Below are 15,768 nucleotides of genomic sequence, written 5' to 3' on the forward strand. Positions count from 1 at the left end.
TGATAACCTGTTTCACGGAACGGTCCCTCCTTTGTGGCGTTCGAACAACGACCACGTTCTAGCACTTTGATGCTGTTGGAGCGGGCCGTTCCACCACATCAAGTTTTATCCAATCCTGAGTTCGCTCCGGCTGTTGGATTTGCCCGGTTGGGTGGTGGTAGCGACGGGAGCTGGCGCGGAGCCTTCAGCATAGCGCAGCGCCAGATCCCGGCGCGGGTGGCAGGTGACTGCGAACTCGGACGGCGTCTTCCATCCGAGCCGCGAGTGTGGGCGTGCATCGTTGTAATCGGCGCGCCAGCATCCGAGCACGACGCGGGCCTGGGCCAGCGAGGTAAACAGCGTCTCGTTCAACATTTCATCCCGCAGCCGGCCGTTGATGGGGAAGACGGCCCCGCTCCCTCGGCGCCGGCGATATACTGGCGATGGACGAACCCGCTAACAGGAGCAATTCACCATGGAAATCGCGACAATTGGGTTGGATATTTCGAAGCACGTATTTCACATCCATGCAGTTGATGGCCAAGGCCAAGTGGCCGGTCGCCAACGCCTCCGGCGAGGCGAGATCGTGTCGTTCTTCTCCTCGCTCGCACCTTGCCTAGTCGGCATTGAGGCCTGTGCGACTGCTCACCACTGGGCGCGGGAGATTCGGCAGTTTGGACACGATGTGAGATTGATCCCGCCAGCCTATGTTAAACCCTACCTACGAAGAGGAGCCAAGAATGACGCCGCTGACGCGGCCGCGATCTGCGAAGCGGTCACCCGTCCCAATATGCGGTTCGTTCCAATCAAGAGCGTTGAGAACCAGGGCTTCTTGATGCTTCATCGTGCAAGAGGCTTGTTGGTCCGCCAACGAACCATGACAGCCTGCGCGATTCGGGCTCACTTTGCTGAGTTCGGAATCATTGTCGGGCAAGGCCGGCAACGGGTGGATGGTCTGGTGGACTTGTTGGATGACGAGGAACTGACGCTACCGGCCCACGCCCGCATCGCACTAGCCGTCCTTGTGAACCAACTGAAGGAATTGGACCGGCAGGTCGAGGCCATCGAGCGCGAGATAGCTCAGATCCAGCGAGTAAATCCGATGGCGAAGTTGCTGTCCACAATTCCGGGGATCGGTCCCATAACGGCCACGGCTCTCGCCGCGACCGTACCGGACGCAACAATGTTCCGCTCCGGGCGGGAGTTCGCGGCCTGGCTTGGCCTGACGCCTAAGCAGAATTCCACCGGCGGGAAGGATCGGCTCGGCCGGATTACGAAACAGGGCGATTCCTATCTCAGGCACTTGCTTGTCATCGGGGCACGTAACGTCGTTCGGTACCCAAAGGCTCGCTCCCGGGTTGGAGGCGGCTGGATCGAAGCCCTGCTTGAACGGCGTCGGCCGATGGTCGTCGCCATCGCCGTTGCCAACAAGTTGGCCCGGATCGTCTGGGCGATGATGACGACCGGGGAATTCTATCGGCCTAAGCTCGCGGCCTGACTTTCCGCGTATGTTGGCCACCTTATGGTGTGAGGGCAAATGACAGCATGATGGACACCGGCGGAGCTGGGGATCGAGCAAGCCCGAAGAGCTTTAAGCGCAACAAGCGCGACCCGTTGATGAGGCCTCGATCCGCGATCTCCATCAGGGCCAGCGGCCATGGCATCGGTCGCACTAACAGGCCGGATACATGAACGCACCGGACCGGAATCCAAAGTGCTGCTGAAATCCCTTGCATCCGCGGGGCCGTCTATACATGAAGCTCTCGATGAAGGCGTTCTGCATGGGCTTGCCCGGCGCGATGTAGTGCCATGCGACATGGCTGTGATCCGCCCATGCAAGAATGGCGTTGCTGGTGAGTTCGCTGCCGTTGTCGCTGACCACCATCCTGGGCTTGCCGCGCTCGATCATCAGCCGGTCCAGTTCCCGCGCCACGCGGACGCCGGAGAGCGAGGTATCGGCCACCAGCGCCAGGCACTCACGGGTACAATCATCGACGACGGTCAGGATGCGGAAGCGGCGGCCGTCGGTCAGCTGATCCGACACAAAGTCGAGCGACCACCGGTCGTTCGGCGTCATCGCCACCGTCATCGGCGCCCGGGTCCCGATCGCCCGCTTGCGGCCGCCACGGCGGCGCACCGTCAGCTTCTCTTAAGAGCCGGAAGAGCTTTTTGTGGTTGATCAGATACCCCTCCCGCTTGAGCAGCACATGCAGGCGCCGATAGCCGAAACGACGACGTTCCTGGGCGATTGCCCGCATGCGCTGGCGAAGGCCGGCTTCGTCCGCCCGGGTCGTTTGGTATCTCATGGTCATGCGGCAGCAGCCGATGGCTTTACACGCCCGCCGTTCGCTCATCCCGAACGCGCCTCGGAGATGGGCGACAGCTTTCCGCTTGGCCGCGGGCGTCACCATTTCTTTCCCACGAGATCCTTCAAGGCGGCGTTGTCCAGCATGGCGTCGGCCAAAAGGCGCTTCAGCCGTGTGTTCTCGTCCTCCAGGGTCTTCAGCCGCTTGGCCTCCGACACCTCCATTCCACCGAACTTCGCCTTCCATTTGTAGATGCTGGCGTCGCTGACGCCATGCTTGCGGCACAGATCGGCAACCGACACGCCGGCCTCATGCTCCTTCAAAATCCCGATGATCTGCTCTTCCGAAAAGCGGCTGCGCTTCATGTTCTGGTCCTTGTTGTGGGCCAGAACGAACTTCAAACTGGATTAAGCCCGTGGGGCAAGGTCATCGAGTCTGAGCCGGATCGTCGGTTCGCGTCGCCGTCCAATTCAAGTGAGTCTCGCCGCTGCCGTCGACTTCGAGATCGCACAGCGCTGAAGCGCCGCCGTTCAACCGCTTCCCGTTCCATATGGTCGGCGTGCCAGCTAAGTTACGATCCTGCACTGTCACAAAGTTGTCGTTGTTATCTCCATTCTTGATCTCAATCTGTGCTGTCGGCATATCGATCTCCTTTTTTAGCCTTTCAATGTATCGGCTGCGCCAAGCTTTCACTGGCAAATGACACCGCTGCCGCTCTTCTTGCACGCTATGGCAATGCCAGTGTTTATTCCGAGGTTTGCGTCCCAGTCAGGCCGCGCATCGTAATTCGGATCGTTACAGCAGGAAAACCGGCGCGCTGTGTTGAATTTGTAGTACGCGCGCGCCACACCCTCCGTAACCTGCTGGCGCGAAATGCGCTCGTTGTCGTCGTCCCAGGTTATGGTCAACTTGCTGCCGTCCGAGCTCACTGTCATCAAGCTGAAGCCATCCGGTGCCTGCTCGACGCGAGCGACGCACGCGCCGTCGCGGTCGAGCAAGGCGACGAGATCGGACGGATAGTTCACAGACAACGAAGCCTTCTTATTCGCCAGAAGCTGGGGATAGCGAGGATCGCCTTGACAAAAATCAGGACCGCACGAACAGGTCTGGGAATAGGCCAAGGGCGACAACAACAAGAGAAAAACTATCAATATCAGTCGCATCTTTACCTCCTCGCCGCGCGCAATGGGACATCGATGTCGCAGAGAGTTCACTTCCTTTCCATGAAAGGAACTCTCGCAATGAATCTTGGACCGGAATGCACAACGACATCGACATTCAGCAGGTCGGTGAGCTTGATTGGTTCACTGGGATAAGTCGCCGGCAATCGCTCCTCGATTTCCTCGACGATGGCAACGAGCCTGCCGTGGCCCAGATCGTTGAGGCGCGACTGAGGTATCGTGAGGGAAACCGACCACGACATTTCGCCGTCTTTCATCGTCCCATAGTCGAAGTCGATCGTCTCGCCGGGAAAAACGTTGGTCTGACGCTTGCCGAAGTTGTCGTCCTCCGTCTCGTGCAACACCTTCAGGGTCATCTTGGCGCGTTGGAGACGATTCCAGACAGCGCGGCGGGCGGCAGCCGCCTGTTCATTCGGATCGTTCAGCAGGACCTCAGCCGCGTCGCTCGGAAGCGGCTTGATACCATCGCTCGCCTGGCCGCAGACGACGGCGTGCAGCGCGATGTCGCCGTTCTTTTCCGGACGAGGCTTCAAACTCAAAATTCTGCGCGGCAGCAGTTGGGTCCACACCCGCACCGGGGTCGAGACCTGAAGGTCGTCGCCGACCGCGTTCGGCTGGTAGCGCACGAGGCCGAAGCGGATGAAGGGATCGGTTGCGCGGGCAGCGTCCATCGCGACGTCGACGAACCATTCTTCAGCTTCGATATCGAAATAAGGCTCGAACGTCAGCAATGCGACCTGCATGAACGTCAGGGAGCCCGCGGCAGGAGTTCCGTCCGAGGCGCCCGACGGTTTCGCCACCATGATCGGCATTTTGACGGTCGGGACATATTTTGGATCGTGCGCTTGTGGTTCGCCCACTTCCGCCGGATTGAGACAAGCGAACGCGGTCGGAGGCATGAACCACCCATTCTGCGGAGTGGGGTCGGAACGGATCGGATCGCCGCCCCATCGCGAGATGTATTGGCCGCCATCGCCCAAATCGGCATCAACGAAATCGCTCAGCGTCATCGTCCGGCCGACGAACTCGATCGTATTGTCTTCCAGGTCGGCTGGATTTTGCTTCACGATGTCGGGCGGCCACAATACAATGCCGATGCGTTCACCCTCGCCGGCCGAAAACATCCCTCGATCGAAGCGCAGGCGGACGCCGCACTTGCGGACCAACGTCTGAAACGTAAGACCGCGGTCCTCTTCCGCGACACGTTTGATCGCAAAGAAGGGTGTCGGTGTCCTGGCGCCGACAGGTGCCGGACGAGCGGTTGCGTTGCTCGAGGCCTCGACCGTGTCTCCAGTTTTGCGTTGCTCGCGGTCGTGCAGCGGCTGACGGCGATGGAGGAGACGCTCTTTGCCGTCATCGGAGAACATCGGCGCAGTTTCGAAGGCCCCGGCAAAACGCGAAACCGCAACGGCGTACAGCTTCAGGTAACGCGCGCGCGCATCTGAAATCTCGTGGGGTCGCGACACCCCGATCGTGTGGGTCGCAACTTTTGTACCGGATTGTTCGGGTTGGCCATCCGAAGCGACGGGAATTTTTATCGGCTCGGCGTTGCGAGCGGCCCAGTGCAGCGCGCCCAGATTCAGCCGCGCCCGACGAACCTTCCACGGTTCGGGGTCAAGGAAAATCGCCGGCCCGGACGCTGGATTAACCGCCGCGCGAGGATCGGGAAGATTCTGAATGCGTAGCAATGTCACCGTTTCCCGCAAAAGCGTGGTCTTACCGTTGGCGTCGACGTCAAATCCGACCACGGCGCGTTTACGTTTGTATTTGCGCTCGCCTTCGCTGCTCAGGACGGTCGGCCAGCGGCCCGCTCTCTTGGCAAGCACGCCACGGCCGCGGGCGGAATCGTCAAAGGGTGTCCCGCCTGGATTCACCACCTCGGCGATGATGTCGACCGCATCCACCTGCTCGAGATCGACCAGTAGTTCTCCCGTCAGCAGAAGCGTGGACGAACCCTCCGCAGAGGCAACCGGCGGGTCGGCGGTCGGCGGGACCGACGTGTCCGGGCGCACGATCGCGACCTTGGCAAGCGAGACTGCATTCTGCGGCGCGCTGACGGCATGTTCGACGCGCAGCGTCGTCGGAGCCGCCACCTCGGTGAGCTGCCATCGGTCGCGAACACAGTCGATCAGCTCCTTGGCAACCGCGCCGAGACCGCTTTCGTCCGGCGGCGCGTACCCGCCAAGCCCCGTCCCGGACGCAGCGGTTGTGACCGCCGCGGTCAGTTTCTCCTGGGGTTCGCCGCATGAACTGCAAAGCGCCTTCTTGGCTGCCGGCAAGAGTGTTGCCAGACGATGTTGAACCCCGATGTTTTCGGGCAGCGAGAACCATTGGGCGAGTTTCGCTTGGCTGGGCAGGCAGGTGGCCTCAAGATCGAATTGTTCGCCTGGCGCCAGCACGACACGCAGGTGGCGCACCTGAACTCCGCCGCCTGACGTATCGAGCCCCAGGTTGCCGCCCTCGCGAATGCGGACGATCGCCTTTGGATCTCCGAGCAATACGTCGGTGACCAGTTCGGCGGGTTTTGCGCGTTGCGCGTTGACTCTCTCCACCGTGACAACGACCGGCAGCGCATTCGGGTAATCGGCATCCACTCCGTTCGGATACAGTGCGACAAGCATGTCATGCTTCAGATACTTGTCGGACCCGGTGACGCGCAGCCGCAGGGACATGGTTTCCGCCGCGGGGTCGGGCAGATAGGAGCGGCCACCTTCGCGCTTGGCGGGCGCCGGCAACGGATGGAAGATGGTGGCTCCGAGGGTGTCGCCGTTTTCGAGGGGCGTGCTGGCTCTCCCGGGATCCCTGCGATAGATCAGCCGGTCAGCGTTGAAGCCGGTATTTCGCGTAACGACAGCGACAGGGAAGGCCTGCACCTTCTTGTCGACATGAAATTCCACGTCCAATAGCCCGCCGCCAAGCCGCCGCAAGGCAGTGCTAGCATTATCGAAAACTCCGTGGCGCGCGCAAAAATCAATTCCCGCCCGTGGCGCGATGAACACGCGCATCGTGGATTCCGGGCGGGCGCGATCCTCGAGTTTGACATAGTCGGGACCGGCCGGATTTGTGCTTGGCTCGCCGGGAGCGAGCTTGTCCGCCGCGATCGCCGTGCGCACGACGGCCCGGACCGGGGACTCAAAGCCCATCTCGCCATTGCGTCCCGTCACTAGGTGGTCGGGCAACATCAAGATCGGAGCTGCAACCGCTTCCTGACGCAGAAAACGTCGCGGCTTCGCCCCCTTGCTGTCACTCGGTGGCAGCGTCGTCTTGCCATGTTGCGCGACGTGCCAACGTGTCGCCTCCTCCAGAGTTGGCGAGCCGCCACCCAGGAATTCGGAGCGAATCGAGAAGACATAACCAACACCATAACGAAGCGGCGGCGGGCGCAATTCGGGGAACTCGGACGTTGGCAGATCGTAAGCCCGCTTGACCGGCAAAACGTCGCTTCCGGAACCATTCGCGGTCGACTTGCACGTGAGCGCGGCAAGCGGCGTTCCGTCCCAGGTCTGAAACGCTTCCTCAACGACTGCCTCGACATTCCGATTGCCATCTGCGTCGGACTCCTGATCGCCGACGATCGGCATCGATCGCGACACGAGTTGAAAGGCGGCTTCGTCGAAGATCCTGCCGTTCTGCCTGCGGTCGGCGACAATCGCATCCAGCCGCTCTCTCATCGCCTCGGACAGATTGGTGTACTCGACAAAACGATTCATCAAGCTGCGCCACTGCACGTTCTTATGCTTTGGACCTATTGCCATGACGTCAAGGCGCCGGCCAATCGTGAGCTCTTCCGCGTGCAACACGACGGCGCTTTTTTGATCGTACGTCTTGCGTTGATGGCTGGCGACGGCAAGGTCGCGCGCGCTTCGTGCCGCACGTCCGCTGTCGAGCAGGGTCCATCCGCTCGTTTGATGACGCTCGCCCTTGTCGACAGTCTCGATGCCGTCCAGCGCTTCCGACACGGCACCCCGCACGGCGAGAGACGTCAGATAATACTGCGGCCGAGGATTGGCCTGTTCATAACCCTGACCCAGGTCGAACACCCCATGCATCTGTTCACGGGTGAGAGCCGCCGAGGCATTCACGCTCTCAAAGCGAGGCGCCGGCCAGAAACGTTTGGTCTTGTCTTCCCCTTCCTGCACCGCGTAACGCGCCTTGGTCCAGATCGAACTCGGCGCGTCTCCGGCGGTGAGCCAGATATCGCCCCCGTTTTGGCGGTTATCGGGGATGTCGAATTCGATGTCGAATGCGAAACCTAACAGGCGCGACAGGATTGGATCGCCTTGCAGGCTGTAATAGATCGAAAGCAGCTTCGCTTGCGGGTCAGGCGGCGGCCCCTTCGGTTTGGCCGGCGGCGCGCCTGCCCTGGAAGCCTCTTGAATCGTGGCGGAAGACTTTTGATGTTGGGGTGACCATTGGGCCCAGCTGCCATAGACGTGTCCGGCACGCGAAGGCGGCGAGGTCCCATCGCCGGCCGCTTGCTTGCCGAGCACCTGCGCCGCCGGCGCGATCGGTAGGGCGATCGCAGTCGCGGCCGCCGCAGCAGTTAGTGCCGGGGCAGCGGTTGGTGCCGAGGCAGCAGCGTTCGCCGCGGCTGCCGCGGGGTTAGGAAGCGCTATCGTGACTTCGTCGAAATAAGCTTTGCTTCGCTGGCGGTCAAGGTCGGTCGCGTCGACGGAATCCTTCAAGCGTTTCAGCAGTGTCTCGCTGCGCTGATCGGCGAAGCGCGCGCGGTCCGGATCCGCTGTTTCAAGGATTTCATCATGGTCGCCTGGCAGATAAGGTCCGATCGCCAGCTTTCGGGTCACGCGCTGTGCCCTCGCGGCACTAATATCGATGGCGTAACCCGTTTGTGGATTGGGGACGACCCCCTTCACGACCGTCTTCTTGGTGGGGTCATGCGGCTGAGCGACGATCGCCCCATTAGCAAGGATCGTGGCCTTTTCGGGATCAGTTGGATAAGCCGGCTGAAGATCGGCAGAGCTCTTTTGCCCATTCACGCTTCGATCGATGTCGGCGATGAGCGTGTGCCACGGATCAGAATCGCCTGCGCCGGTAATCGCCTTCGCCCAAAGGACATTGAGCTCGGTTAGCCCCTTCTCTTCATCCGCGAGGGCCGCAAAGACCGGCTTGCCGAGCCGCGTCGGCGTCACCGCCCCGCTGTTGGGATCGCTCAAGCTGTACCAAACCGGAAACTTGTCCGGTTTGGAAAGAGTTGCCAGGTGCTTGACGATGTCACGCGGCCATGTCGCAAGATTCAAATCTATGGTCGCGCCGTCGGGCGCCGATCGCGGCGTGACGATCAGTGTGGCCTTGAGACGACCGTTCTTGGCAACGCCATTGGCGACAACGCGCATGTAGGCGGCGACCTGTGGGGCCGGATTTGGCGCAGGGGAAGTTGGCATGGCAGCCACCTATTGCACGAGGTCGACATCGAAATAAGAAGCGTATTTCTTCCAATCTTCCGATTGGCAGATCGCCCTGGAAATAACATCCGCATCTTGAGGCGGAGGTTTCGCGGCAGACGGATACTCAGCGGTTGCCGCGGCGACGGTCAGCGGCTCGAGCGCGTCGCTGACAACGCTCGGATCGTTGAGCGCCGCAAAGCGGGTGACGGGTTGCAGCAGCCCGGGCTCGAGCTCCGTGCCGCCTCCGCCGCCGCCGGAGCCAAGCTGCGGCTCATTGTGCGATACCGTGACGGAATATGAGTAATCGATGAAGCCCACCGAGAATGAGAAGGTGAAAATAGCCTCGCCATACATATTGCCGTTGTCTTCGCCGAGGCTGACGTAGAGGCTCGCGGCGAAATTGAAAATCCAGATCGTCATGCTGCCAGCGGCGAGGAAAGTCCCCGCGATCTCGGTCGAATTCACGTTCCCGACCTTGAGAATGCGGATGAAAGTGCCGACCTGAACCTGAACCTGCGCTTCTAGCGGGCCGAAACTCAGCGAACCGCCGCCTCCGAACAGGAACGAGGCTTCGAAGCCCCGGATGCCGTCCGCGGCCGAGAACAGCGAGAAATAGCCCGATCCGGCATAGGGAAGTATGCTGATCGTGAATGGCGCCAGCCGCGTGCCGAGCGAAGTCTTGAACAAAGCCCCATCGGACGTAAACGGCAGATCGGCGGAAACGTCGAAAATGATGTTGAAAAAAAAACTTCCCCGATGCCGATGCTGCCGAGGTTGACGCCATAACCCACTTCAATTCCCAGTGCCCAATCGAGCGGCCCGATGTGGAAGCCGGCACCGTCGCTCGGTGTCAGATAAGTCTGGAGCTCTTGGATGAAATCGAGCGCCGGACCGACCTCGTAGGATTGATAGACAACGTCGAACCGCGGGGCCGCGCCGTTGTTCGCCACAAAACTGGCGCCGCCGAAGCGCAGCGTGAGCGCATCGATGACCGAGCCCACCAGCTTGATCGCAAACGGCCCGAGCGAACCTGACGCCGCGAAATCGGTCTTCCCTCCGTTCAGCAGATCGACCTCGATCTTCGTCGTGAGCACGAAACGCGAGCCTAACTGGGCCTGGAAGATTGCGCCGTCATCAGGCTCTTTGGTCACCGTGCTGGCAAAGTCGTAGGAGAAAACAGCCTTTGTCGGCACCAGTTGCGCGATGGCATCAAGGATCGCATCGCGGAAGGCAGCAACGTCGATCAGCGCGAGAATGTTGCCCTTGAGCACCTGCGCCGCGAGATTCTGAACGTTCCCAGCGATTTGCAGCGGCGCTGCCTTTCCCGTGCTCCAACCGTCAATGAAGCGCACGAAATTGCCGATGGTGATGTCGGGCGGTGCAACCGGCGGCGTGTACGCAGCGATCTTTTTCAGGACCTCGGCTTCTTCGGCCAGGCGGTCTTTGGTCTCGAGAGCCTGGAGGATCGCATCGTTATCGGTCGGATCGTTGACGTCGACACCCCGCGGATCGAAAACCGGAGCAACGAACAGCGAGCGCCGCGCCTCGAGACTGAGCAACGGTGAGTTGATGTTGTCGGCGGCGGTGTTGCGAAGCTCGCGAAGGGTCTTGTAGGCCGAACTGAAGGTCTGCAACGGCGCCTGTGCCAAAACCACTACGGCACGCCGCAGATATTGCGGTAGTCCATTCGCGCGCGCCTGCAGTGCCCGCCAAGCCGCGAACGCGGCGGCCTCGGTTTTGTGCAGACCAGCGGAAAGCTGCTGATAGGTCTGCTCCGCCGTGCTGGTAAAGAGCGACTGGACGGTCGGCGTCGTGCCGGATGCAACGACCGGTGTCGCGAGAAGCCCGGCAATGGTTGCAGGCGCGGTCGCAATCGTCGTGTAGTTCGCAAATTTCCCAGACGCGTCGGAAAGGTCCTTCAATGCCGATACAAGGTTATCTTCGTCCGGCTTTAGACTCAAACCGATTGGACCAAGCACAGTGTCGAGCGAAGCCGTGGCGTTTCCAAGCGTCGTTTTGACTGCCGCGGCGAACTTGCCTCCGTCTATTAGAAACTTGATGAGGACATTTAACGCGCTTGTCATTGCAGCGGCGACACTTTTTTCCGTGTCTTTCCAACTCGTAGAATAGGTTTGCAATTGACCGCCGATTGACAGGCCGTTGATGTTGCCAATCGTGTCCAGCGCGCCCCCAAGGAGGGCGCTCCCAACAATGACCGCCGCGTGCCCTTTGATAAACTCTGCGAGGCGTCCTATGGCACCCGCTAAGGCGTCGCCAATCTCCTTGGCAGATTGCGCGCAGGCCTGTTCGTAGCCGGTCAGCTTGACGACAAGATCCTTGTCTACACTGGTCCAGTCAGCGTTCGGAATCAGGGAGACTGCGGCGCCCATTCTGGCAAGCCCGGTGACGACGGCGCAATACAACGCGCTGGCATCGCCCACCAGCCCAAGATCGCTCGCGGCCGACCCCGCCATGAGCCCGCGGGCATCACTTATCAACTTGAGTTGAAGCGTAACGTCGAGCCCCACCGCGGCTGCCTTGTTCTGGATATCCTGGGCATTAGCCGTCACAAGGTCTGCGACACTGTTGACCGTCGTCTGCGCTACTTTCATTGCCGAGAGAAACGCATCGAGCGATTTCATCGGCTCGAACGCAGCCGGGGTCGCGGTCGAAGGCGGGAAGTTGCTCTTTTTCTGCGCGATTGACCAATCGTGGTAGGTCTTGCAGTTGGCGATTTCCGCGGTGAAAGTCGCGAAATCCGCGCCGGTTGCTGGCGGCATCAGATCGGATCTCACCAGTTGACTTTGCAGGCCCTTGAAACCCTGCCTGAGCGTTTGGTCGATTCTAGTAAACGGCTCCTGACCAACGCCGATGATCATATCCGATAGCCCCGCCAAATCTTTCAGCGAGGCATCGATCTTGCCCGCGGCAATGTGCTTCCGCAGGCTATCGGCAGCAGCGACGAGGTTGGATATGAATGTCACCGCACTGTACAGATCCTGCATCATGGGCGCATTGGCAGGATCCAGGATGGACGCGGCGAAAGCATCGAGTTCAGCTTCAATGATGAAGGCGGCCTGCTTTTCGGCGTTGCTGCCCAGCTGAGCGAGGGCGTCCTTGGCGTTCTTGATTGCCTTCTTGACTTGATCTGCGACGGCAGCCTGGAAATTCTTGAAGGTCTCGTCGAGGCTTTTGCCGGTCAGGACGTCGGCAATGACGGCCTTCGCAAACTCCGCGACAGTGATGGTCAAATCCTGCTTGAACTGGGTATTGATAGCGTCGAACGCGTTTCCAATGCCGGTAGTTGTTTTTTGCGCGAGGGCGACAAGATCGGGCGCAGCGACCGCGAACGTCAGGGTATCGTCAAGCTCGTGGCTCGTATCCTGGACGACAAGGTTCTTCAGCCAAGCGTCGATCCTGTCCGCATTGAGGACGCTGGAAAGACCCGCTCCAAACTGCTTCATCGTGTCTTGGAACTGCGACGTCGGCTGCTGGAACCGCACGAGCGCGTCCTGCACCGCGCCGACGGCCGCGGCTTGCAGCCGCGCAACCGGATTGGAGGCGATGCGGTCGAGCGCCGCAGCGAATGTGCGGGCACTCTCGTAGACAGCGGCAAGATCGAGAAACATGCCGACCGGATCGTCATCCGTCTGCGCGGTCGCGATTTTTCCATCGAGGTCACGCAAACCTGCATCGATTTCAGGAAAGACCTGCGCGAGGCTAACCCCCTTCCCGGGGAACTGGCTCTGTATGTCGCGGCTCAGTTTCTGCCACTGCGTCTCCAGTTTATTTATCGCGTCTTGGAGCGGCGCCAGCACATGGGCGTGAATATCCTGAACCAGCTCTTGCGGGTCTGCGTTAAGCGCAGCGTCCGAGCCGAATTGCAGGGTCTCACGCAGAACCGGGGTTGCTCCAAGAAGCGAGGTGGTATCGAAGCCCAGGACCTGGAGCAGCTGGCGATAGCTGACGACGCCCAGAATTTTGGCATCGTCGCTGAAAAAGGTACTGAGAACTTTACGGATGGAGTCGAAAACATCCGAAGCCGAACTCACCTCGCTTGCCGCGCCTGGGGAAGCAACGCCAGTGGTCGGGGCGGCACTTGAGGATCCCGAAGCCGGCTGGACCTTATTCAGATACGGGTTCTGCGGGTCGAAGAAATCGGCGAGCGAGAGCAGGTCATGAAACTCGGGGTGCGGCGATACCGGAGCAATCAACGTGGCGCCGTCGGAAACTTGGATCGGCCCCCGTGGCTCCGGAGTGCCCTTGGGTTCGGTGGATAACGTCGGTCCCGACGCTTCGTAGATGATCGCCCCGGTTGCGCCGATCGGGCCGTTGCCCCGGCCAATTGCGACGATATTCGACTCGGGCCGGCCGACTCCTCCACTGCGATCGCCATTGCTGCCCATCTTCATGGCGATGCATGTTCGAAGGTTCAGGAAGATCTCGAGCGGATTTGTCGGCTTGTCCGAACCGGTGGCTTTCGGCGAAAAGCCGAAGCGCACGTAACGTCCGTCGTACTGCACGTCCACCGGCCGTGGAACGCCGCCGCTGAAGCGCTCGACGTTCTCGAGGCGAACTGTCGCCGTCTCCAGCGATGGATAGAACGGCGGCTGTTCCGCACCTTCGAGGATTGCCGTGGTGTCGTAAGCGGTGAGGTCTCCGTTCCAAACGTCGCCGGAGCTCTTCAAACCTGCATGCACGCTGACCACGATCGTCTGGGTCTTCAGGGTACAGTCGCCCGTTTTCGTTTCCTGGGCATAGCGGATGTTCTGGTCACGGAGCGCAGCGGTACGGCGTGGCAGCCAATTGGCCCATTTGCGATACGTTTCGACCAGCGCCTTCAACGACGCACCGGTGGTCGCCGCGATGTTGTCGACAAAGATCAGCGGCATCGACGTCTCGGCGCCGTCGATGGTGAAGTCAAATTTGATCAATCCCTGGTCGGTCTCGTTCACTCGCGGCCAGAACGCAAGGCCGGGTGACTGTGCCAGGTCGATGCGACCTCCCATGGGGTTTTCGGGATTCGTGGAGGGGTCTTTCGGCAACTGGTAGGGGTCTTGCAGGTCCGGTGTCTGCACCGTGCGCATTGTCACGTTCCGCGCGCACCACAGACGCCCCTCGAAGGGCTGGCCCACCGCGGGATAAGCCTGCGTCTTGCGCCCGATGCGTATGAAAATGCGTTGCACCAGCACCGCCTTCACACCCAGCGTTTCCGATCGCAGGAACAGCCGCTCCGTGAGCTTGACCAGCGAGGCGCGATGGCCGAGCGGGAATAAATAACCCTTGTAGACGACCTCGCCGACGATATCGCGCCCGAGCACGATCTCTGCTCGCCAACGCTCGATCGAAAAGCCGTCGAATATCTTGCCGCCCCACAAGTCGTTGGCGCCGGCCGACGGCAGGAACTGCGTATCGTGGATAAACGAGCCGCCGAGCGCACTCAGCCAAAGCTCGCGAACACGCAGTTGTTGCGGGCGCTGGATTGCCTGCGCGTCGTCCGCGTCGAGCACCGAAAAATCGTCGCCGGGTTCGATCTGGCCGGAACCGGCGACCAGGCCTCCCGCCACCTTGGAGCCAGCCGGATCGCCTTCGCGCGGCTTTCGCTTACCGATGACCGGCAGGCCGTAGGCCGAAGAAAGCAAAACCAGCTCGTGACGGTCGTAGGCATCAAGCGCCGAACGGAAGAACTGCAGGTTGCCGAGCGCCTTGCGGTCGTCGTCGCGACCGCAGAGCACGCGCAGGATGCGCCAGATGCGGTCGCGCAACGGCGGGGTACACAGCGCCGAAGACGTTGGAGTCGGCGCCGGAATGGGCGTCGGGCTGGGCACCGGGCTTGGTGCCGGACTAGGTGCGGGATTTGGCGTCGCGCTGGGGGCAGGACTCGGCGTGGCGCTGGGGGCCGGCGTCGGGATCTGGGCGGCGGGAGGCAACTTGGCGTTGACGCCGTCGGCCGTCAATGTCGCCGCGTCCATCTGCTCCTGACCAATGAACCAGGGAGCGAGCGGTCCGCGTGGCGGCGCGCCCTGCCCGATCTGGCGAACATCGCCGGGTTTCAGCCAGGTCAACGCGTTCGGCCGCAGATCGGGGGAATCGACGATGCGCAGATTAGGCTCGAGGCCGTCCAGGGCCAGTTGGACGACCCACAAGGGGCGATGCGAGCGCCTCACCGGATCGCCCGACTTCATGACGGTCGCCCCCGGGTCCTTCTGCCGGAGCGATCTTCGGCACCGTGCCGGCTTGCTCATGAACGACCTGCCAAGGCAATTTGCGCCTGTCGAGCCAGATCGCGTCCTGCGCAGTGGAAAGTGTGAGGCGCGCTGGAATCTCGATCGCGGTTTCGTAAGGCGTCGGCTTCCTGGCCAGCGCGGCGCGAATTTCTCCGAGCCTTTGTTCGGCGGTGACGCCGCCAATCGAAAGCCCCTGATAGGTCAGCACGTCATGGTCGGCGAGATTGGCGGCGCGCGCGCCGATCGGCGGCACGATCCCGCTTGCGTTGCCGTTGAACAATTTGCGCGCGCGCAACGTGACGGCCGGCTCGTGCCGCGACCAATCGGTCAGGTCGGCGAATGTAAAGTCGAGTTCCGGATAGGTGAAACCGCCGCTGTTCGGCGTTCGCGGCGAGGCGTCGGAACTGTAGTTCAGTCCCGCCTCCTCCGCCGTCGCATTCGGCACCGGAGCGCAATTGATATGGAAGGCCAGTCGGGTCGGCTGCGCAAGCCTTGCATCGCTGAGCTCGGAAAAGCCCGAGGGATCGTCGCCGACGATCTGCTGGATAAACCTCTTGATGAGAGAGCTGGCCCCGGTTGTTTGGACAGCGCCCCGCTGGATTTAAGTGGATTCCTGCCGGGTTATGCTGAACGCGGGGCTTTACGGTTTTGTCGTTGCGTCGGGAGGGCG

The 15,768-nt window shown here is 61.2% G+C and carries 7 protein-coding genes and 2 pseudogenes; 2 read left to right on the forward strand and 7 right to left on the reverse strand.

The window, feature by feature from the left end; translation table 11 throughout:
- Positions 1-105: 105 nt before the first annotated feature.
- Positions 106-375, reverse strand: a pseudogene (locus QJT78_RS41965) (transposase); the annotation flags it as partial.
- Positions 376-454: 79 nt separating this feature from the next.
- On the opposite strand from QJT78_RS41965, the gene QJT78_RS41970 reads away from it, so the two are divergent.
- On the forward strand, positions 455-1,477 hold the full coding sequence (locus QJT78_RS41970; protein ID WP_038945046.1) for an IS110 family transposase: 1,023 nt from the start codon (positions 455-457) through the stop codon (positions 1,475-1,477).
- 258 nt (positions 1,478-1,735) lie between these two features.
- Here the strand turns inward: QJT78_RS41970 and QJT78_RS41975 are convergent.
- The 6 genes and pseudogenes from QJT78_RS41975 to QJT78_RS42000 all read right to left on the reverse strand — a co-directional run.
- Positions 1,736-2,650, reverse strand: a pseudogene (locus QJT78_RS41975) (IS3 family transposase); the annotation flags it as partial.
- A gap of 61 nt (positions 2,651-2,711) precedes the next feature.
- Positions 2,712-2,927: a hypothetical protein gene (locus tag QJT78_RS41980; protein WP_038945047.1), complete on the reverse strand. Its 216-nt coding sequence runs from the start codon at positions 2,925-2,927 to the stop codon at positions 2,712-2,714.
- A 47-nt stretch (positions 2,928-2,974) separates the two neighbouring features.
- Complete coding sequence (locus QJT78_RS41985) at positions 2,975-3,448, reverse strand: hypothetical protein (RefSeq protein WP_028153450.1); 474 nt, start codon at positions 3,446-3,448, stop codon at positions 2,975-2,977.
- 47 nt (positions 3,449-3,495) lie between these two features.
- Entirely contained in the window at positions 3,496-8,820 is a 5,325-nt protein-coding gene (locus tag QJT78_RS41990) for a hypothetical protein (protein WP_038976421.1), read from the reverse strand.
- Positions 8,821-9,407: 587 nt separating this feature from the next.
- Positions 9,408-15,056, reverse strand: coding sequence for a hypothetical protein (locus tag QJT78_RS41995; RefSeq protein WP_281460579.1), 5,649 nt, complete (start codon positions 15,054-15,056; stop codon positions 9,408-9,410).
- Entirely contained in the window at positions 14,977-15,543 is a 567-nt protein-coding gene (locus tag QJT78_RS42000) for a hypothetical protein (RefSeq protein ID WP_281460580.1), read from the reverse strand. The genes QJT78_RS41995 and QJT78_RS42000 overlap by 80 nt, the downstream gene beginning before the upstream one ends.
- A 15-nt stretch (positions 15,544-15,558) precedes the next feature.
- Between QJT78_RS42000 and QJT78_RS42005 the strand changes: the two genes are divergently transcribed.
- Positions 15,559-15,768, forward strand: a 210-nt coding sequence (locus tag QJT78_RS42005) for a hypothetical protein (RefSeq protein WP_281460581.1), incomplete at its 3' end; no start/stop codon positions are given.

The sequence above is a fragment of the Bradyrhizobium sp. Mp27 genome (assembly GCF_029953005.1).
GTDB lineage: Bacteria > Pseudomonadota > Alphaproteobacteria > Rhizobiales > Xanthobacteraceae > Bradyrhizobium > Bradyrhizobium barranii.